Source organism: Mesorhizobium sp. BHscii, from assembly GCF_053848065.1.
The window spans coordinates 136,069-155,610 of the sequence record NZ_JBSPKW010000010.1; the positions used below are offsets into that span (position 1 = coordinate 136,069).

General features: G+C 61.6%; 22 protein-coding genes and 1 pseudogene. 5 read left to right on the forward strand and 18 right to left on the reverse strand.

Annotation, left to right across the window (positions count from 1 at the left end):
• Positions 1 to 23 precede the first annotated feature (23 nt).
• Positions 24 to 719, forward strand: coding sequence for a ribonuclease HII (locus tag ACWTU7_RS16085; protein ID WP_029355520.1), 696 nt, complete (start codon positions 24 to 26; stop codon positions 717 to 719).
• A gap of 274 nt (positions 720 to 993) precedes the next feature.
• Here the strand turns inward: ACWTU7_RS16085 and ACWTU7_RS16090 are convergent, their stop codons facing one another.
• The 13 genes and pseudogenes from ACWTU7_RS16090 to ACWTU7_RS16150 all read right to left on the reverse strand — a co-directional run bounded on the left by ACWTU7_RS16090 (position 994) and on the right by ACWTU7_RS16150 (position 9,735).
• The gene (locus ACWTU7_RS16090; protein WP_029355518.1) at positions 994 to 1,485 is read right to left on the reverse strand and encodes a F0F1 ATP synthase subunit B; all 492 of its coding nucleotides are present in this window, start codon (positions 1,483 to 1,485) and stop codon (positions 994 to 996) included.
• 10 nt (positions 1,486 to 1,495) lie between these two features.
• Positions 1,496 to 2,095, reverse strand: a complete 600-nt coding sequence (locus ACWTU7_RS16095; RefSeq protein WP_287336425.1) for a F0F1 ATP synthase subunit B — start codon at positions 2,093 to 2,095, stop codon at positions 1,496 to 1,498.
• A gap of 76 nt (positions 2,096 to 2,171) precedes the next feature.
• Positions 2,172 to 2,396 carry a F0F1 ATP synthase subunit C gene (locus tag ACWTU7_RS16100; protein WP_023799397.1) on the reverse strand — a complete coding sequence of 75 codons (225 nt, stop codon included), beginning with the start codon at positions 2,394 to 2,396 and terminating at the stop codon, positions 2,172 to 2,174.
• Positions 2,397 to 2,474: 78 nt separating this feature from the next.
• The gene (locus ACWTU7_RS16105) at positions 2,475 to 3,233 is read right to left on the reverse strand and encodes a F0F1 ATP synthase subunit A (RefSeq protein WP_029355511.1); all 759 of its coding nucleotides are present in this window, start codon (positions 3,231 to 3,233) and stop codon (positions 2,475 to 2,477) included.
• Between the two features lie 71 nt (positions 3,234 to 3,304).
• Positions 3,305 to 3,703 carry an AtpZ/AtpI family protein gene (locus ACWTU7_RS16110; RefSeq protein WP_455839079.1) on the reverse strand — a complete coding sequence of 133 codons (399 nt, stop codon included), beginning with the start codon at positions 3,701 to 3,703 and terminating at the stop codon, positions 3,305 to 3,307.
• A 242-nt stretch (positions 3,704 to 3,945) separates the two neighbouring features.
• Positions 3,946 to 5,130 (reverse strand): cell wall hydrolase, encoded by a 1,185-nt coding sequence (locus ACWTU7_RS16115; protein ID WP_029355507.1) that lies wholly within the window; start codon positions 5,128 to 5,130, stop codon positions 3,946 to 3,948.
• Between the two features lie 278 nt (positions 5,131 to 5,408).
• Positions 5,409 to 5,647, reverse strand: a pseudogene (locus ACWTU7_RS16120) (ribosome biogenesis GTPase Der); the annotation flags it as partial.
• A gap of 2 nt (positions 5,648 to 5,649) precedes the next feature.
• Positions 5,650 to 6,540, reverse strand: coding sequence for an SDR family NAD(P)-dependent oxidoreductase (locus tag ACWTU7_RS16125; protein ID WP_455839078.1), 891 nt, complete (start codon positions 6,538 to 6,540; stop codon positions 5,650 to 5,652).
• Entirely contained in the window at positions 6,537 to 7,316 is a 780-nt protein-coding gene (locus ACWTU7_RS16130; protein WP_455839077.1) for a hypothetical protein, read from the reverse strand. The genes ACWTU7_RS16125 and ACWTU7_RS16130 overlap by 4 nt, the downstream gene beginning before the upstream one ends.
• Before the next feature lie 10 nt (positions 7,317 to 7,326).
• Positions 7,327 to 7,914: a protein-S-isoprenylcysteine O-methyltransferase gene (locus tag ACWTU7_RS16135; protein WP_455839166.1), complete on the reverse strand. Its 588-nt coding sequence runs from the start codon at positions 7,912 to 7,914 to the stop codon at positions 7,327 to 7,329.
• A 160-nt stretch (positions 7,915 to 8,074) separates the two neighbouring features.
• Positions 8,075 to 8,659 (reverse strand): hypothetical protein, encoded by a 585-nt coding sequence (locus ACWTU7_RS16140; RefSeq protein ID WP_455839076.1) that lies wholly within the window; start codon positions 8,657 to 8,659, stop codon positions 8,075 to 8,077.
• Positions 8,660 to 8,801: 142 nt separating this feature from the next.
• Entirely contained in the window at positions 8,802 to 8,939 is a 138-nt protein-coding gene (locus tag ACWTU7_RS16145) for an ABC transporter (protein ID WP_084831507.1), read from the reverse strand.
• Positions 8,940 to 9,138: 199 nt separating this feature from the next.
• On the reverse strand, positions 9,139 to 9,735 hold the full coding sequence (locus tag ACWTU7_RS16150) for a L,D-transpeptidase (protein ID WP_455839075.1): 597 nt from the start codon (positions 9,733 to 9,735) through the stop codon (positions 9,139 to 9,141).
• Positions 9,736 to 9,923: 188 nt separating this feature from the next.
• Between ACWTU7_RS16150 and ACWTU7_RS16155 the strand changes: the two genes are divergently transcribed.
• Positions 9,924 to 10,679: an SDR family NAD(P)-dependent oxidoreductase gene (locus ACWTU7_RS16155; RefSeq protein WP_455839074.1), complete on the forward strand. Its 756-nt coding sequence runs from the start codon at positions 9,924 to 9,926 to the stop codon at positions 10,677 to 10,679.
• A gap of 251 nt (positions 10,680 to 10,930) precedes the next feature.
• Here the strand turns inward: ACWTU7_RS16155 and der are convergent, their stop codons facing one another.
• On the reverse strand, positions 10,931 to 12,361 hold the full coding sequence (gene der / locus ACWTU7_RS16160; RefSeq protein ID WP_455839073.1) for a ribosome biogenesis GTPase Der: 1,431 nt from the start codon (positions 12,359 to 12,361) through the stop codon (positions 10,931 to 10,933).
• 3 nt (positions 12,362 to 12,364) lie between these two features.
• Entirely contained in the window at positions 12,365 to 13,030 is a 666-nt protein-coding gene (locus ACWTU7_RS16165; RefSeq protein WP_455839072.1) for a tetratricopeptide repeat protein, read from the reverse strand.
• A gap of 206 nt (positions 13,031 to 13,236) precedes the next feature.
• Between ACWTU7_RS16165 and ACWTU7_RS16170 the strand changes: the two genes are divergently transcribed.
• Positions 13,237 to 14,232, forward strand: coding sequence for a polysaccharide deacetylase family protein (locus ACWTU7_RS16170; RefSeq protein WP_455839071.1), 996 nt, complete (start codon positions 13,237 to 13,239; stop codon positions 14,230 to 14,232).
• 28 nt (positions 14,233 to 14,260) lie between these two features.
• On the opposite strand, the gene sbmA is transcribed toward ACWTU7_RS16170, so the two are convergent.
• The 3 genes from sbmA to ACWTU7_RS16185 all read right to left on the reverse strand — a co-directional run bounded on the left by sbmA (position 14,261) and on the right by ACWTU7_RS16185 (position 17,148).
• Positions 14,261 to 15,535, reverse strand: a complete 1,275-nt coding sequence (gene sbmA / locus ACWTU7_RS16175; protein WP_455839070.1) for a peptide antibiotic transporter SbmA — start codon at positions 15,533 to 15,535, stop codon at positions 14,261 to 14,263.
• A gap of 122 nt (positions 15,536 to 15,657) precedes the next feature.
• On the reverse strand, positions 15,658 to 16,773 hold the full coding sequence (locus ACWTU7_RS16180) for a YbfB/YjiJ family MFS transporter (protein WP_455839165.1): 1,116 nt from the start codon (positions 16,771 to 16,773) through the stop codon (positions 15,658 to 15,660).
• Between the two features lie 150 nt (positions 16,774 to 16,923).
• A complete protein-coding gene (locus ACWTU7_RS16185; protein WP_095518247.1) occupies positions 16,924 to 17,148 on the reverse strand; it encodes a hypothetical protein in 225 nt (74 codons plus the stop codon).
• 97 nt (positions 17,149 to 17,245) lie between these two features.
• Here ACWTU7_RS16185 and ACWTU7_RS16190 point away from each other — a divergent pair, with 97 nt between their 5' ends.
• Together ACWTU7_RS16190 and ACWTU7_RS16195 are read left to right on the forward strand one after the other, a co-directional pair.
• The gene (locus ACWTU7_RS16190) at positions 17,246 to 18,160 is read left to right on the forward strand and encodes a LysR substrate-binding domain-containing protein (RefSeq protein ID WP_455839069.1); all 915 of its coding nucleotides are present in this window, start codon (positions 17,246 to 17,248) and stop codon (positions 18,158 to 18,160) included.
• A gap of 83 nt (positions 18,161 to 18,243) precedes the next feature.
• Complete coding sequence (locus ACWTU7_RS16195) at positions 18,244 to 19,500, forward strand: aminopeptidase (RefSeq protein ID WP_455839068.1); 1,257 nt, start codon at positions 18,244 to 18,246, stop codon at positions 19,498 to 19,500.
• Positions 19,501 to 19,542: the final 42 nt, after the last annotated feature.

Below are 19,542 nucleotides of genomic sequence, written 5' to 3' on the forward strand. Positions count from 1 at the left end.
GCCGATGCGAACCTCGCCGCAACATGGCTCGCGCGCGTTCTGATTCTCCGCTTCTCTTCGAAATCGTCGAGAGACCCGATTTCTCCTTCGAGACGAAGGCAATGGCCGAAGGCCTGTGGCCGGTGGCGGGAATGGACGAGGCCGGCCGCGGCCCGCTCGCCGGGCCAGTCGTCGCGGCAGCGGTGGTACTCGATCCCGCCAACATTCCCGATGGTCTCGACGATTCCAAGCGCCTCAGCCATCTGCAGCGCGAGGCGCTGTTCCTGAAAATCCTCGGCTCCGCTCTTGGCGTGTCGATGGCCTCGGTCAGCGCGGAAGGCATCGATGGCAGCAATATTCTCAAGGCCAGCCTCGAGGCGATGCGCCGCGCTCTGGTCGGGCTCTCGGTGCAGCCAAAGCTGGCCCTGGCCGACGGCCGAGACGTGCCGCCCGGACTGCCATGCGAAGGAAGAGCGCTGATCAAGGGCGATCAACGCTCGCAGTCGATCGCCGCCGCCTCGATCGTCGCCAAGGTGATGCGCGACCGCATGATGTGCGGCTGCGGCAGCCATCACGCGCATTACGGGTTCGAACTGCACATGGGCTACGCCACGGTCCGCCATCGCACCGCAATCGAGATGCATGGACCGGTGGCGCGGCTGCACCGCGCGTCCTTCGCACCGTTCCGGCTTGGCGGAACCGAAGTGCTCGATGAAGAGAGCCTTTCCGGCCTGGACTAGCGAAAGCGGTGGCTAATCTCCTCCCTTGAGGGGAAGATGGCCGGCAGGCCAGCGGGTGTCGCCGCGCGTGAAGCGCCGACCTTCTCTTTCATCCGACGTGTTATCCGATATGACGTCGCGACGCTGAGGCGACCCCCTCTGTCGCCTTCGGCGACATCTCCCCCTCAAGGGGGGAGATTGTGCGCTCGACCGTTTTCGCCAATCTCCACTGTCGCCCAACAAAAAAGCCGCCAGGTTTCCCGGGCGGCTTTCGATGACTTCTGGATGAGGTCGCTTAATTCAGCTTGGACTTCACGTCCTGAAGCGAGGCCTTGAACAGGTCGGCGCCGGCCTTTGCGTCAATCTTGACGGCGAGCAGCGTGCGGGCGGCTTCGACGGCGATATCGACGGCGCTGGCGCGCACCTCGCTGATCGCCTCGCGCTCGGCCTGACCGATCTTCTGTTCGGCAAGCGCGGTGCGCCGGGCGACATAGTCCTCGGTCTTCTTGTGCGCCTCGGCAGCCAGCATGTCGGCCTCGCGCTTGGCGGCGGCGACGATGTCGGCGGCCTCCTGCTCGGCTTCCTTGCGCTTGCGCTGGTATTGACCGAGCAATTGCTGGGCCTCCTCGCGCAGCCGGCGCGCTTCTTCAAGCTCGTTGCTGATCTTGTCGGCGCGGGCGTCGAGCGCCTTGGCGATCAGCCTCGGCACCTTGATGTAGACGGCAATGGCCAGGAAAATGACGAGGGCAACGGTGGCCCAAAGCGTCGCGAGTGATGTGGCGTCCATGATGCGCTCCTCACCGGGCCACTGATTTGACGGCTGCCGCGATCTCGGCCTTGCTGGCCTTGCCGCCGACAAGCGCCTCGACGATGGCCGAAGCAGTGTCCTCGGCGATCGTGCCGACTTCCTTCATGGCATTGGCCTTGATGGACGAAATGCGAGCCTCGGCTTCCCCAAGCTTCTGGTCAAGCGCTGCCTCGACCTTCTTGCGGGCGGCTTCGACTTCCGCCTTGGCGGAATCGTTGGCCTGCTGACCGATCGCATTGGCCTTGGCCTTGGCCTCCGCCAGTTCCTGCTCATAAGCGGCAACGGCGGCATCGGCCTCGCCCTTCAGTCTGGCGGCATGATCGAGATCTTGGGTGATGCGGTCGTTGCGGACATCGATGATGCCGCCGACACGCGGCATCACCACCTTCTTCAGGAAGAGGTAGAACAGCCCGAAGGTGATCGCCAGCCACAGAAGCTGCGACGGGAATGTCGCCGGATCGAATGGCGGGAACACGCCGTGCGCCTCGGCAGGCACGCCGGTCCCGGAATGCGTATCGCCTTCCGTGCCGGTATGGCCGCCTTCGACGGCGGGCGCGGACTCTTGCGCAAAGGCAGATGTCACGAACATGGACTATCCCCTGATATCAGGCCTGCCGCCGATTGCGGCCGGCCCGTCCAATTCCCAATCTTAGCCGAACAGGGGCTCAGCCGAACAGGGCCAGAAGCGCGATGAGAAGGGAGAAGATGCCCAGCGCTTCAGTCACGGCGAAGCCGAAGATCAGGCGGCCGAACTGGCCATCCGCAGCCGACGGGTTGCGCAGCGCGCCCGCCAGATAGCTGCCGAAGATGTTGCCGAGGCCAATACCGGCGCCACCCATGCCGAGGCATGCGATGCCGGCGCCGATGAACTTTGCTGCTTCTGCTTCCATTTGTTCAACTCCTTTGGATCTAAAATTCCGTTGCAATTCCATCCGGCAGCAATGCCGGAAACTCTTGGCCAGCCTGGGTCAGTGCCCGGGATGCAGGGCGTCGTTCAAATACATGCAGGTCAGCACGGCAAAGACGTAGGCCTGCAGGAAGGCGACCAGCAATTCCAGCGCCGTCAGCGCCACGGCCATCGCCAGCGGCAGGACCGATCCGGCAACGCCGAGCGTGCCAAGCGCGCTCAAGCTCACCACGAAGCCCGAGAACACCTTCAGCGTGATGTGGCCGGCCAGCATATTGGCAAACAGACGAACCGAGAGGCTGACCGGGCGCGAGACGAAGGAAATCACCTCGATCAGCACCACCAGCGGCAGCAGGTAAATCGGCACGCCATGAGGGACGAACAGTTTCAGGAAACCGAGGCCGTGCTTCATGAAGCCGTAGACGACGACGGTTCCGATCACCAGCGCGGCAAGGCCGAAAGTGACGATGATGTGGCTGGTGACGGTGAAGAAATACGGAAAAAGACCGAGCAGATTTGCAACGAGCACGAACATGAACAGCGAAAACACCAAGGGGAAGAACTTCATGCCTTGCGTTCCGGCCGCGTCCCTCAGCATGTTGCCGACGAATTCATAGGCCATTTCGGAGACCGACTGAAGACGGGTGGGAACGAGGCTGCGGCTCGAGGTGGTGAGATAGAGGAACGCCGATGCGACGGCGACGGTCGCGACCATGAAGAGCGCTGAATTGGTGAAGGACAGGTCGTAGCCGCCGATCTCGATCGGAATCAGCTTGTTGATATGGAACTGGTGGATCGGATCGACCTTGTCAGCAGCCACTTTAAATCCCCATCAAAGCCGCACGCGGCTTTAGTGTCCTGTTCACTGCGCCGGCAAGCGGCGCCTCAAGTTCATTCTTTCGGATCGCGGGTTTTGTCGCCCTGTCCGAATTCCGCCATAAGTCCCGCGGAGCGCAGGACATTGAGAACGCCGGCGCCAAAACCCAGCAGCAAAAAAACGATCAGGCCCCATGGCGAGGTCCCCGCCAGACGGTCGATGATCCAGCCGAGACCAGCGCCAACCACTATCCCGGCGATGAACTCGCTGGATAGCTTGAGCGCCTGGCCATATCCGGCCGCACTGCCCGCTTTCGCGTCGTCTTTCCCCTCGAGCCGGCCCGGCCGCCTTGTCGCAAGCGATGCTTCAAGGTCACGCCGGCGGCGCTCAAGATCGTCGTCGCGGATGTCGGCTTGACGCTGTTTGCCGCGGCCGGTTTCTCCGGTTCCGTCTGGCCCGTTCTTGTCGGCCATCGCAACCCCCTTGCCCGGTCAGATCGTCACCGTCCGTCCGCTCTTAAGTCGCCGGCAACATAGTTAGAGGGTCCGCGCCCGTCAAGCCACGGGCGGGACTTCAGCCTTAAGTATTTTCCCTATTTAAATCAACCGCTTGCCAGGGTGCGACATCGTGCCCGCTGCCGTCGTTGGCGTGCCGCGACCGAATCCCTCCGGCGACGGGTCTTCGATCGGCCGCGCCCGGGGCCTTGCCGGAGCGCTCAGCTCCAGCCGCCGCCATAGGTGCGGTAAAAGATATGCAGGCCGATCTTGGTCATTTTTTTCATCGTTCGCGCCCAACCCGGGTTGACGTAGTTGGCGTAGTAATGGGTCGACGATCCGACTTCCGGGATGAAGATCTTGCCGGCAGTGACCGCCATGGCGATATCCTGGGCGGTCTTGTAGTGGGAGGGGCTCTGGATGCGCTTCTTCCTGCCGTCGCAAGCGAAGGAAAACTGGCAACGGTTGAACCATTTGTCGTTCTGATAGACGACGCCGCAGATCGAGTTCGGATAGGCCGGATTGCGAACGCGATTGAGGATGACCTGGGCGACCGCGGCTTGGCCGCGCACGGATTCACCGCGCGCCTCGAAATAGATGCCGTTGGCGAGGCAAGTCTGTTCCGGCTTGGAGAAGACGCTCGCCGGCAGCGGAGTTTGCATCCACGAATGATCGCCCTTGGCCACCGGCGGAATGAAACGGCCATCGTTCGGCTTCTCGTCCTTAAGCAAGGCCTCGAAGGGCGAAGCCTGCGCATAGTCGGGCGCGGCCGCTGCGTACGCGGTCGCCAGGACGTCGGGGCGGTCGTTGTTGACCAGTGCGGCCAGCATGGCCGGCACCCCAGGATCCGGCTTCTTGTCGACGCGCCTATGAAACGCGGCGGCAATCTGGATTTCCTTGCCTTTGATCTCGGGCTTGGCGAAAGCCATCTTCAGGCCGCTGTCCATGCTCGGGCGAAGCAGCGAGGAGGTGCGCTCGAAAATCGAGCCGGCGTTGAAGTTCTTCGGCGGCGCGACCGGCGAGACGATGATGATGCGGCCCTTCTTGTCGGCGCGCATGATGCGGTCCTCGTCGGGCGTCGTGCTGGCCACGCTGCCCTTGCCGCGAAACGACACGACGCCGACGCCGGGCAACCGCACGCCGGAACCGGAGATCGAGCCGGTGGTGTCGGAATCGAGGAAAGGCATTTCGGCGGCATGGACCGAGCCGGCGACGGATTTCTCGACATAGGCGTTCCAGCGGGCATTTGGCGCCTTGAGGCCGGAAATCAGGCTCGTCATGTCCTGGTAGGCAATGACATTGGGGAAGCCGACCCAGATGCCAAGTCCAATGACCAGAGGAGACAGAAAGGAACGTTTTTTCTCACCGGCGACAGCGACAAGCCGCTTCAGAACACGTCGATGCACGGAACTCTCCAGAAACGCAACTGACCCCACTGGAGAGGCACAATGATGCATTAACCTTGATGGGGCGTTAACAGGTTGGATCGTGTTTTCCCTGTCGATCCCCCTGTCGATCTGAAGTCAGGCGCTTTTGCGGCCATGTTCGGGCCGAAGAAGGATCGGCCAGGCGATCAGCGCGCAATAAGCCGCAGCCAGCCAGACGCCGGACACGACCAGATGACGACAAGCCCGAAATGCGAGGCATGAAAGCTGAAGGACGTGGCTTGAGGACGAGACAGCGCTCAGCGACGTTTTTTCGCCTTGCCGGCGAACGGATTTTCCGAGGTGCGCAAGGCGATGCGGATCGGCACACCTGGCATGTCGAAGGCTTCGCGCAGGCTGTTCGAGAGATAGCGGACATAAGATTGCGGCATCGCGTCCGGGACACGACGAAGCCTGGCGGGCGAGTCTTGGCCTGCGTGACATATTTGATCTTCAGCCGGCGGCCCGCCACTGCGGGCGGCGGATGATGCGCCAGGATGGTCAGGGGATAATTCCTCGAGGCCCGCGGCGTAGCTGAATCTGGCGGGTACCGCAGCATTTCTTGAACTTCATACCTGAGCCGCAAGGACATGGATCATTGCCGCCGCGTTGCAGCCGGGCGACCAGGGGCAGCATCGCTGCGGAAGGCAGGAGCGCCGCCGCAAGGGCAGCCAACTTGGCCGAGATTCCCGGTACGACGAGGCGACGACCGGATTTGAACCCTCGCCACGCACGCTCGGCCACATACTCCGGATCCACCTTGGGCAAGATGTTGAAGAGCACCGTCTGATAGGCGCCTGACCTTGCGAGAAACTCCGTCGACACCGGGCCCGGTGCCACGCATGTGACCGTCACGCCGGTTCGGCGCAACTCCTGATGAAGCGCCTCTGAGAAGAAGCGCACGAAACCTTTGCTAGCGAAGTACAGAGCCATATAAGGCCCGGGAACGAACCCGGCGACGGAACTGAGATTGAGCACCCCACCCCGTCGGCGCGCCACCATTCCCGGCAGAAAATGGAGGGTCAGTTCTGTGAGGGAATGTATGTTGAGATCGATGATGCCGAGTTGACCATCAACAGGCAGCGCCGTCGCCGCGCCCCGCAGGCCATAGCCGGCGCTGTTGACCAGGACATCACAGACCAGGCCGTGTGCGGACAGAAAGCCCTCCAGGCGCGTTGGCGCATCGCCTGCCACGAGATCCAACTCGAGCGTGAATGCCTCGCCACCTCCCTTCCGAACTTCGGACGCCGCGGCGGCCAAACCCTCGGGCGAGCGGGCAACCAGCACAACCGCACCGCGCTCCCGTGCAGCGACGCTCGCAATTGCCCGGCCAATTCCACCCGAGCCGCCAATCACGACGACGGCTGGCCGGAATTCACAGTGCGAAATCATGTCGCGTTCCTCTGTCTTGCAGGAGCGGCAACACTTTGAGCAAGCAACAGCACTTCATCGGCGACTGCGCCGTTCAGAATCTTTTCGAATCTCTCCAGTGCTCGTGCGACGTTCGCTCCATCCATGACCCGGTGATCGTAGTGGATGCGGACATTCACCGATCCGTCTTTTTCGATCGGACCGTAGTTTAGAAGCGTGGTCAATGGTGTCAGCGGGTTGAGTGATTCCGCACCGAGACCAGAATAGACGGACAGTTGGAAGGTACCGAAGTAATTTGCCCGTTGCCGGCCGATGTTCAACCCTAGCCACATAAGCAGCCACCTGACTGGCGCGGGCGCACCTGCCATCCGCAAGGCACGCCGGAACTCCGGGACCTCCAGGATCGGCCGTGATCGAGCCGCGTGGATGGATTCCTCAAGTTGCGTGATAGAGTAGCGCTCCGGGCACTTGATGCAGCTCAGCAGAACGGCCGGCTCGCCATTATATTCGCGCTCGTGGGCAATCGAGGCTACGCTTGCCGGATACTCGTAAAGCTGCGGCCAGGGCAACTTGACATAGGCGCGCCGCAGCTCCGGCACCTCTTGGGCGAGAAGCGCGTATCCCTTCAGGAAGATCGCGGTCCATGAGGGCCTGGTCTGCTGCGCCATTCTAGCCCTTACGAGTGGGCCGAGGTTCATCTGACGCTGCACCGCGACCCGTGGCACGCCGATCGAAAACCTCATCAGATCGCCAACGAGGCGCCGGGGCGCCGAAAGCTTGAGGGCTCGGCCTCGCATCAAAAGACCTCTAGTAAAGATAAGGGACTATTCGCTTGGTCTTTTCCATATACGCACGGTATTGCGAGCCGAAATTCTCCAGCATCATACGCTCTTCCTTATCCACCCTCAGCAGGAAAAGGACTGCGAAACCAATCAAACCCGATATGCCCGCAACCCAGTTCGGCAGCAGAAAGACCTGGCCGAGCCCCATAAGCAGGAACGAGGTGTACATCGGGTGACGGACCAAGGCGTATGGCCCGGCGCTGACCAGTTCATGCCGTTCGCGAATCTCGAGCGTAATCGACCAGTTACGGCCAAGTTCCTTGTGGGATATGTGAAAAATCCACAGCGCAGAGCAGAAGATGATGGTTCCGAGCGCCACGGACCACGCGCTGGCCGAATGGTCAGCCGCTGCGGGGATGCCGGTGGCGACATAGAAGCCAGGCAGGATCGCGAGGCCAAGGAGAGCCGATGCAAGCCCGACAGTGTCGGAACTTGAGCGGCCGCCAGCTACGATTCGAACGCGCCTTGCCCGGCGCTCGAAGGGATACCGGATCACGTACCAAGCAACGATGCCGATCACCCATATGATCTCGCCAAGCGAGGCTACAGCAATGGTCACTTCAGGTCACCGGAGCCTTTTCTCGATCTGGGACCACGACAAGCTGTCGCAACGATGTCACCCGTCCGAATTGTCGACCGATTGACATTCAGAGCGCGTTCCTTTCGGACTTAACCGGGCAATGAGACGCGAAAGCGGTTTTGCCAATCGCATTTCAACCCCCGTTCATCTCCCGAAGCCTGGTTATGAATTGTTGCGGCCGGAGCCAGGTACCGGGGGTCTTATACCCCATGGATCTGGCGATGTCCGCTACGAATGCGTTGCAGTTGTAGAGCGAGGCGTGCCAAAGCGGAGAACTGGCCTGCAACTTTCGTATGCTCGCGACGACTTTCCTATATTCGGCTTCGGTAAGTAAAACTCGCCAGCTTGCCGACCGGTAGGCATCTTCCAGGTCGCCGTCCGTCCACCCGGTCGAGGCTGGCACGGGCGCCAAATGGCCGAGAACATAGACATTGGGATCATCGGACTTCGGAGCGAGCCCCGCGACTTCGGGGTTGACCATCCGTCCCGCCTGGTTCAATCGTCCAAAAATCACGTAGGAATGGCCGTAGGTAAGGGCGTATCGGGAGCGGAACTCGATGAAATGCCGCTGGGCCGCGCGCGCCGGCATCGCCGCGGTTTTCAGTGCCCGATCATTGGACACAAAAGTCGGCTGGGGCTTGTTGTCCTGCGACTGACATGACGCCGCGACAAGCGCGAGCAGGGCCACAATTGTTGAACGGCCACTTACAAGCGTCATCTCATCCACAACTCCGAGGACCGCAGACCTAGTGCCAGCCTATGCCCGCCAACCGCAGGTAGGCTGCGAATCCGGCCTTGGCCCCTGCATATCGATGGGGAAGGGCCCAGCGGCCCTTCCCCAAATCACCGAAAGCCGGTGCTTATTTAATCACTGGCTCTTCTACGGCAGCGGGTTCCGGCGGAGGAGCCTTCCCCTTTCCTTTACCGATCACGTTCGCGCAGCCGCTCAGGCTGGTAACGGCGAGGGTGGCAACCATTACAATCAACATTCTGTTCATCAAGCAATCCTTTCCCCAGGGGCGGAACAGCCTATAGAATCGCCACAAATAAAAATTATATGCAGCCCCGCCAAGTTAGCTGCGATCTACACCAACGCCTAGTGCAGAAATGACACAGTCGGCGCCCGGTTGCAGGCGGCACCTTTGCGGTGACGTGCCGGCAAGGCTCACCATCCAACGGAGATCAGGCCTGCCACCATCAAACGACCACCACCGTCGTGCCCAAAGGAGTACGGTCGTAGAGGTCGATGATGTCGTCATTCGTCAAACGGATGCACCCGTTCGATACCGCTGTGCCTATCGTCCATGGCTCGTTTGTACCATGTATCCGGAAGTGGGTGTCGCGCCCGTTGCGATAGAGATAAAGGGCACGCGCACCAAGCGGGTTGTTTGGTCCGCCAGGGACCCCCCCTGCATACTTCACCAGGCGCGGCTTGCGCCTCATCATGTTGGCGGTGGGTGTCCACGACGGCCAGTCCGCCTTGCGGGCGACGGTCGCTGTACCCTTGAACGAAAGTCCCTGCTCGCCGACGCCGACGCCGTAGCGCGTCGCCCACCCGTCGCCCTCGACGGCATAGAGAAAACGTTGCGACGTATCGACGACGATCGTTCCAGCCGGCTCGTTTCCGTCGTACCGCACATGCTGCCGTCGGTAACGAGGACTGAGGCCACTTCTTGGTCCGAACGCGGATGAAATCGGCTCCGTCACCTGTCGTAATGTCGACGTACATCCGGAGACCATCAGAGCCAGACTACCCAGCACGAGCCCGCGGCGCGCAATGTGGTGTTTTTCCATTTTTACCTGCTAGGAAACTGGTCAATCTACCCCGCCCATGTCTCTACCATTCCAGGGCCTGCGGGCCAAGTCTCGCTGTGTGGTGGCAAAATGAATTCACAGGATTGACAAGCGAATTGGAGCGAAACTTCTTGCGATAACCGTCTGCCTCTGTTCGGTTATGTCACAATGGGCATAGGACAGAGACGATGAAGGCTGACTTCCATGGGAAAGTCGCGATTGTGACCGGTGCAGGCTCCGGAATAGGAGCGGCTGTTTCACGGCAACTCGCGCAAGAAGGAGCCGAGGTTGTTGTCGCCGACCTTGATGCCGAGGCCGCGCGCTGCATGGCCGCCGAAATAAACGCGCAAGGAGGCAGGGCCTACGACTTTGCGGTCGATGTCACGGATGCGGCAGCCGTCGAAAAGCTGATCGAATTCACTGTCCAGAAATGCGGCGGACTGGATATGGCGGTAAACAATGCAGGTATCGACGGCATCCGAAAAGCAACGGCAGACTATCCGCTCGACAACTGGCACAAGCTGATAAACGTCAATCTGAATGGCGTTTTCTACAGCATGAAGTACGAAATCGCAGCCATGTTGGATCGAGGCGGAGGCGCCATCGTGAACATGTCCTCCGTTCTCGGTTCCGTCGGCTTGCCAACGGCGTCCGCCTACACGGCAGCGAAACACGGGGTCGTTGGATTGACCAAGGTTGCGGCGATTGAATATGCGAGGATGGGCATCCGGATCAATGTCGTCGGCCCCGGCTGGATCGAAACGCCTCTTTTATCGGAGCAAACGGAGGTATTAGCCAGCCGGCGCATGGCAGGTCTTCAGCCGATGGGCAGGCGCGGGAAACCGGAAGAGGTAGCGGCCCTTGTGTGCTTCCTCTTGTCTGATCAGGCCAGCTTTATCACTGGGAGCTACCATCTGGTGGACGGAGCTTACACCGCCCATTAGGTGCAGTGGCTGTCCCCACTCGTGCTGGCTACTGTCAGGGTGATGACGCCGCAGATCGCCGGGCTGCCCGCACTGCCCGAGATGGCGCTCTTCCCGCATCGCAAGGGAGGCCGAGCCAGACCCGGTGGCGGCGCGACTTGCCGACATCCTGCTGCAGGTGGCGGTGGAATCGCCTGCCCGAAATGTGCAGGCGCTGCCCGCGGGCCGCCTGCGAAGCGTAGCCTGATGCTGGCGCCCAGAAGACGCGGCGCTCAGCGGCGTTTTTTCGCCTTGGTGGCGAACGGATTTTCCGAGGTGCGCAAGGCGATGCGGATCGGCACGCCTGGCATGTCGAAGGCTTCGCGCAGACTGTTCGAGAGATAGCGGACATAGGATTGCGGCATCGCGTCCGGCCGTGAGCAGGACACGACGAAGCCCGGCGGGCGCGTCTTGGCCTGGGTGACATATTTGATCTTCAGCCGGCGGCCTGCCACGGCGGGTGGCGGATGATGCGCCAGGATGCCTTCCAGCCAGCGGTTGAGCTTGCCGGTCGAGACGCGGCTGTTCCACACTCTATGCGTTCTGATGACGGCATCCATCAGCTTGTCGAGGCCGCGCCCGGTCTCGGCCGAGACCGGCACCGCCTGCATGCCGCGCGCCTGCGGCAACAGCCGCTCGGTCTTCTCGCGCAGTTCCGCCAAGAGTTCCTGGGGATGGTCGATCATATCCCATTTGTTGAAGGCGATCACCGGTGCGCGGCCCTCGCGGATGATCAGGTCGGCGATCTGCAGATCCTGCTTCTCGAAGGGAATGGTGGCGTCGAGGACGATGATGACGATCTCGGCAAAGCGGATGGCGCGCAAGCCGTCCTGCACCGACATCACTTCCAGCTTTTCGTGAATCCTGGCCTTGCGGCGCATGCCGGCGGTGTCGAACAGTTTCAGACGGCGGCCATGCCAGTCCCAGTCAACGGAAATGGAATCGCGGGTGATGCCAGCTTCCGGCCCGGTCAAGAGCCGCTCCTCGCCGATCAGCGCGTTGATCAGCGTCGATTTGCCGGCATTCGGGCGGCCGACGACGGCGATGCGCATCGGTTTGGTATCGTCATAGCTCGGCTCGGCATCCGGATCGGTGATGTCCTCGCCGATCAGCACCTCGCTAGCGGCGGTCTCCTCGTCCGCAACCTCTTCTTCGCCGAAAGCGCGCGCCTCGCCCAGCGCGGCGATCACCGCATCGCGCAAATCGGGCAGGCCCTGGCCGTGTTCGGCCGAGACCGGGATCGGCTCGCCAAGGCCGAGTTCCCACGCCTCCAGCATGCCGCCCTGGGCGCCGCGCGCCTCCGCCTTGTTGGCGACGACGACAACCGGCTTGCCGGACTTGCGAACGATTTCGGCGAAGGTCTTGTCGTCAGGCATCAGCCCGGACTTGGCATCGATCGTGAAAAAGATCAGGTCGGCTTCGCGGATGGCGATCTCGGTCTGGGCGCGCATGCGGCCCGGCAGCGTCGAAGCAGCAGCATCCTCGAAGCCGGCAGTGTCGATGACGTCGAAATGCAGATCGTAGAGCTTGGCGGCATGGACGCGACGGTCACGGGTGACGCCTGGCGTGTCGTCGACAAGCGCCAGCTTCCTTCCCACCAGACGATTGAAAAGGGTCGATTTGCCGACGTTAGGCCGGCCGATGATGGCGACTTTGAACGTCATCCGTCACGACACGCCGCCCGACCCACGGATCAGCTCGGACATCAACGTCGCCCGCTCGCGCGCGTTGCGCGGGGCGCTGTCATCCGAGGCGATCTGGTCGAACAGTTTCAGTGCGTCCGTCGCCTTGCCTTCCTTCCAGGCGGCAAGGCCGAGCGCTTCGCGCGCCGTGTGGCGCAGCGGGTTGGTATCGGCGGTGAGCGCTTCGACGCGGCTCGAGACATCGGCGAACGAACCGTGGTCGACGAGCAGCAATGCTGCCCTGAGGCGCGCCATGTCGCGAAGGCCGGCGGGGATGTCCGTGTCGGCGGCGACCTCGTCGAAGTCCTTGACGGCGGCGGCGGCATCGCCCTTATCCGCCTTGACGGTTGCCGCGCGCATGCGGGCGAGCAACGGATAGGCGCCGTAGCCATCCTTCTCCAGCTCAGCGAGGGCTGCCAGCGCTTCGTCGCTCTTGCCCTCATTGGCAAGCTTCAGCGCCTGCGAGAAGGCGTCGCCCGAGCGATTGGCGCGGGTCTCGTCCCAATAGCGATAGCCGACAAAGGCGGCGGTGCCAACCACCACCAGTATCGCGAGCGCAAGCAAGGCAGGGCCAAAACGGTCCCATAGTGCATGCGCCTGATCGCGACGCATCTCTTCGTTGACTTCGCGGATAAAACTGTCGTCCGACATGGATCAAAACCATTCCTGCCCCTGAAGGGGGTACATGAGCCCCGCGTTTTAGCGAAATTTTGTCGGCATGGAAGGGGTTCGACCGGAAAATCGGCTAGTCGCCGGACAGGCGATGTAAAGGACGACTGAAAAGGGCGACCGCACCCGCGCCACATTTCGCCGATAGCTGGTGCTCGAACCCTCCTCACAATCCAGATCAGAGATCGATGCCTCGTTTGTCCCGCGTTGTTGCGTTCTCGATCGTGTCGCTTGCTGCGGCGGACGCTGCTGTCGCCGATCCGCCAGCGCCGGTAAAGCCGAAGCAGGCCGTCATCATCTCGTTCGACAGCGCCCGCGATATTTCGCAATGGAAGCGTAGCCGCGCGCTGGCCGCACGCACCGGCGCCCATTTCACCTATTTCGTGTCCTGCGTCTTCCTGCTCTCGCCGGAGACGCGCAAGGAATACACGGCGCCCGGCAAGACATCAGGCAAATCCAATATCGGCTTCGCCGCCTCGAAACAGGAAGTCGCTGACCGGCTCGAGCAGATAAACCTTGCCGCCTTGGAAGGCCACGATATCGGCAGCCACGCTTGCGGCCATTTCGACGGCAAGGACTGGAGCAAGGCCGACTGGCTGAGCGAGTTCGGTTCGTTCAAGCGCATTCTCGAAAACGCCTATTCGATCAACGGCATTGCGCCAGAACCCGCAGGCTGGCGCAAGATCGCGCGTAAGGCGGTCGGCTTTCGCGCGCCTTATCTGTCGGCGAACAAGGCGCTCTACGAGGCGCTGCCAACGGCGGGCTATCTGTTCGACGCGAGCGGTGTGGCGCGTGGCCCCGCCCGACCGCGTACCGTGAGCGGCATCACGCGCTTTTCGCTGCCGCAAATTCCGGAAGGTCCCGACACAAGGCGGGTGATCGCGATGGATTACAATCTCTATGTCAGGCATTCCGGCGGCTTCGAGCGGCCGAGCAAGGCCGACGAATTCGCCAAACGGACCTATGACGCCTTTCACGCCGCCTTCGACGCCCAATACCAGGGAAAACGCATTCCGCTGGAACTCGGCTTCCACTTCACGCTGATGAATGACGGCGCCTACTGGAATGCGCTGGAGCGCTTCGCCGGCGAGGTCTGCACAAAGCCCGATGTCGAGTGCATCAGCTATCGCGACTTTATTTCACGGCGACGTGACAGCGAAAAGCGGGTGTCGGTGGGCGGCTGAACCGGAAGCGCTCGCCGCCCGCTACTCCTCAACTTACCGGCTGATCTTCAGGGCGCAAGCCGGCTCGCTCTCGCTCCAAATAGTCCTGGTCGATTTCCGGTAGCGGCGCCCCTTCAAGCGTCGCCTCGAACGCGCGCAGGCGCTTGTAGATGGATATCAGCTCGACGATGGTCGGCCAGGAATTCACGAGATATTGGAACGAACTGGCGACTTGGGAAAACGCGGTGACAATTTGCTGAAAAATCCCAAAGGTTATCTTACCAATAGCTAAGGTCGGAACAAGAATTAGGGTAGCAAAAACGTTGTCAACTTGGAGATATAGATAGCGAACCATGTCGAAGTAGACATAATGAGCGTATAACGTGAAGTAGTTCTTCCGAACATTTCTGAAAAGCTCAGCCAGCGTTGGTGGCTGAGCTCGTGCCGTATCGTCCTCACCAAGGACAAGCTCCTTGCGCAGAGCGGCTTCAACACGCTGATTACGAAATTCCAGCCCGGGTAGCTTGATGCCGACCACGGCTAGCAAGCTGGTGCCGAACAGCGACCAAGCGATCGCCGCGATGACCAGCGGATAAGGGATTGCTCCAACTATGGGGAGAGTTTGAACGTGAACGGAAAGAGATGCCAGCAAGGGTAGGAACGCGATTAGGGTCATAACCGAATCGATGAAGTTAACACCCAGCCCCTGCATCGTGCCGGAGAACCGCATCGTGTCGTCCTGAACGCGCTGCGACGCCCCTTCGATATGGCGCAGCCTCGGCCAATAAGCGGTAAAGTAATCGTTCATCGCCGTGCGCCAGCGGAAGACATAATGCCTGACGAAGAAAACATTCAGAACGGCAATGCTCATATAAACCAGAGCCAAAGACAGGAACTGCCACACTCCGTAGTAAAGCTCGGCCGGCGTAACGGATCCAGGCGTGGTAAGCGCCTTCTGCACCATGTCGTAAAACATGCCACGCCAATCATTTAGCGCCACGCTTATCTGCACAATGAAATTGGTGACGAAAATGACCAGGCCGGAGCCAAGGATCGACCAGTTTTGCCAAGGATGTGGGGCATACACCGCCCAGAAAAGATAAAATACGGCGATACCCGCGAAAAAGTACCCGTAAAACCAGAGGAATGACGGCACCAGGAATCTCAATGGGCTTATGATAGGCGCCTGCGGATCGACCGGCGGCATGCCAAGCATCGTGCCAAGGTGTTCGCCGCCCAAGAACCACAGGATGACGAGCAGAAGGCTCCATGCGACGGCCGAAATGAAGAACAGCTTCGGCTGCGGGAAGAAGGATACGAACACGGTGGGGAAATCCTCGGTCGATGCGCAAATCAGCGGCGTTGCTGTTCAGCGGGCATAAGGTCACACATCGATCGGAATGAAAATGGCCGGTGCGCGGTGCCCGGCCCCGAGCAAGACCACAATCATGGCGATTTTGGCGCAGCCGACCAGGTGATCGCGCCTGAGACAAGCAGGACGGCGGCGGCCATGATCGATGCGAGGAAGAAGTCGCCCGAGGCTTGCGCAAGCAGCCCGGCAACGATCGGACCGATGATCTGACCGAGGCCGAACGAGGCCGTCATCAACGCTAGGACCCGGCGTGGCGCTTGCGGGGCCAGCTGCCTTCCGGTCTGCAGGCCGAGCGCGGTGATGGCGATGAAGGTCCCGCCAAGCAGAAACCCGCCGAGCAGCGGCCCAATGTGTCCGCCGACGGCGACGCTCGCGGTGACGCCGACGACCTCGACGAGGCACCCGAAGGCATAAGCCTGGTAGAGCCCGATCCTTCCGGCGATCTTCTGCCAAAGCCAGACCGAGGGTATCCCGGCAAGGCCGGTGACCATCCAGACCATGGCTTCGAAGACGCGGCTTCCGCCGCCCTGCCGGACGATGGCGACCAGAAAGGTCGCCGTCACGATATAGCCGAAGCCGAACAGCCCATAGGCGACAATGATCTTCACCAGCGACCGATCCTTCGGCAGCGCCGGTTCGCGACCATCGGCGCCGTTGGCGGTCGCAGTTCTGCCGAGCAGCAGTGCCACGAGGGCAAAGGCGCCGGCTGAGATCACGGCGGACCAGAACCAGCCCGCCGGCCAACCGGCTTGTGCGGTGACGAGGATTGCCATCAGCGCCGAGGACGCCGCTATGCCGAGTCCGACGCCGCCGAAATGCAGCGCCTGCAGGTCGTTTCGGCCGGCCGCGGCCAGATGGCCGAAAACGATGCTGGACATGAACACCAAGACAAAAGCGCTAGCCAGACCGGCAAGAAACCGGACGACGAGAAAAGCCGCCATCGTTTCGGCCAGACCCATCAGCCCGGTGAGGACTGCGGTGGCGGCAAGACCAGCCAGCATAAGCAGGCGCTCACGACCGTGCGCCCAGCCGCCGACGGCCGCAAGCGCACCAATGAGATAGCCGAGATAGTTGGCGGATGCGATCCAGCCGGCATCCGCCGGCGACAGGCCTAGTTCCTCCATCATGCCGGGCAGGATCGGCGTGTAAACGAAGCGGCCGATGCCCATGGCAACGGCCAAGGCAATCATGCCGGCGAAGGCGAGACGCAAAGGGGATGGCAAGGCGGCTTTCATTGCAGTGCACAATAGGTGCACGAGCCTGTCAAACAATCCGCTTGTGTTGGGCCAGGACCGCTCGCAACGGCTGTTGGCAGGTATCCGCCGCAGAGGGCCGGACCGCTAAATCTGTTTCATTAGCCGCAGGCGACCTGTGATGCCCGTCTCGTAGGCAGTGCGCCGGGCCGTCAGCCTGAACGGCACGTCGGCGAGTTCGCGCTCCGACATGGTGTCGAGCACAGGATGCGACAGCGGATCGGTCGCCCATCGGGTGGTCTCACTTTCATGCGACCGGCTTTGCCGCGCGCCGGCAACGGAAAAGCCCCTGAACAATGATAAAATCTTCATCGGATTTTCCTCGATAGGTCTGGCTATTTCCTTAAAATCTGCCCTTCCGCCGTATGTTTCAATTGAGATTTTAATCGTGTCGGTTTAGAAAAACTGTATGGCCATGCTGAACCGCGTCCACCTCAACGGCCTGCGCGCCGTAGAAACCGTCGCCCGTCTGGGATCGCTTTCGGCTGCGGCGAGCGAACTCAACGTGTCCGCCAGTGCCGTCAGCCAGCAGGTCAAGCGGACGGAAGTGCAACTCGGCCAGGCGCTGTTCGAACGAACGGCAAGCGGTCTCGTGCTGACCGAATTCGGCACCGTCTTCACCGCCCGGCTCGGGGCAGGTTTCCGCGAACTCGCCCAGGCGATAGCGCTCGCCGACGAGGCCTCCGAATGCACGCTGGTGGTTTCGGTCGCACCGGCTTTCGCCTCGAAATGGCTGCTGCCGAGGCTGTCCAGGCATTTCGCCCGCCATCCAAACGTGCTGCTGCGCATCGACGCCTCGGTGCGGATTGCCGATCTGGACCGCTCGGACATCGACATCGCCATCCGCCTTGGCGACGGGACGTGGCCGGGCGGGCGCGCGGAACTGCTGCTGGCGCAGGAGGTCTTCCCGCTCTGCGCCCCGGTGATCGCCAACAAACTGAAATCGATCGAAGACCTCGCCTTGACGTGCGCGATCACCGACGAAAGGTCGATGATCACTTGGGAAAGCTGGTTTGAGGCCGCCGGGGTAAAGCCGGTCACCTTCCTCAAAGGCGCGCGCTTCACCGACCCGATGCTTTGCTTGGAATCGGCGATCGCCGGTCACGGCGTCATGCTCGGCTGGCAATTGCTGGCCGCCGACGCGCTTGCCGACGGCCGCCTTGTCGCGCCCTTCGGAGTCCGCGCCAAAAGCGGGCTGGGCTACTGGCTGGTGACCTCCGCCGCCAAGACCGAAAGCCGCAAGGTCAGGGATTTCAAGATCTGGATCCGCGAGGAAACAGCGGCAACGATGGCGCAATTCGGGTCGCACACCAGCGCGAACTGAACCTGCCCCGTGCAATCGCGGTGGAAAGCTCAGGGGCGGCGATCTATGTAGGAACCAGACCCCACATCGCAACAGGCAGGATCATGACCACACATTCGCGCGGCGTTTCCGCAACGATCGACCCGGTGAAGCTCGATAGGCTGGCCGAAGTCGCCATCAAGGTCGGGCTGCAATTGCAGCCGGGGCAGGATCTGGTGTTGACATCGTCGATCGCAGCCCTGCCTTTGACGCGACGGATCGTCGAGCATGCCTACAGAGCCGGCGCCGGCCTGGTGACGCCCATTTACAATGACGACGAGATGACGCTGGCGCGCTTCCGCTACGGGGCCGATGCCGGTTTCGACCACGCCGCCGGCTGGCTCTATGAGGGAATGGCGAAGGCCTTCGCCAACAATGCGGCGCGGCTTGCCGTGCGCGGCGAGGACCCCTCGCTGCTATCGGCACAGGATCCGGCCAAAGTTGCGCGTGCCAACAAGGCGAATTCCATCGCCTATCAGCCGGCGTTGGAAAAGATCACCGGCTTCGACATCAACTGGAACATCGTCGCCTATCCCGACCTGGCCTGGGCCAAGCAGGTGTTTCCGGGCGATACCGACGACGTCGCCGTGGCAAAACTCGCCGACGCGATCTTTGCCGCCTCGCGGGTGGATGTGGAGGATCCGATCGGCAACTGGACGGCGCACAATGCGGCTCTTCGCAGCCGCACCGAATGGCTGAACGGCCATAATTTCCATGCGCTGCATTTTACCGGGCCGGGAACTGATCTCATCGTCGGGCTGGCGGACGGCCATGAATGGATGGGCGGCGCTTCGACCGCCAGGAACGGTATCACCTGCAACCCAAACATCCCGACCGAGGAGGTCTTCACCACGCCGCATGCCAGGCGCGTCGAGGGGCATGTCTCCTCGACCAAGCCGTTGTCTTACCAAGGCACGCTGATCGACGAGATCTCGGTGCGCTTCGAGGAAGGCAGGATCGTCGAGGCAAAGGCTTCGAAGGGCGAGGACGTGCTGAAGAAGGTGCTCGACACCGACGAGGGTGCGCGCCGTCTCGGCGAGGTCGCGCTGGTGCCGCATTCCTCACCGATCTCGAAGAGCGGCCTGCTGTTCTTCAACACGCTGTTCGACGAGAACGCCGCCTGCCACATCGCGCTCGGCCAGTGCTATTCGAAGTGCTTCGTCGACGGCGCCTCGCTCAGCCAGGAGGAGATCGGGAAGCGTGGCGGCAACAAGAGCTTCATCCATATCGACTGGATGATCGGTTCGGACAGGATCGACATCGACGGCGTCGGCAAGGACGGCAGCCGCGTGCCGGTTATGCGTAAGGGCGAGTGGGCGTAAGGAGCCGCCAACAAACACGTCACGGCGATCAACCCCGGAGTT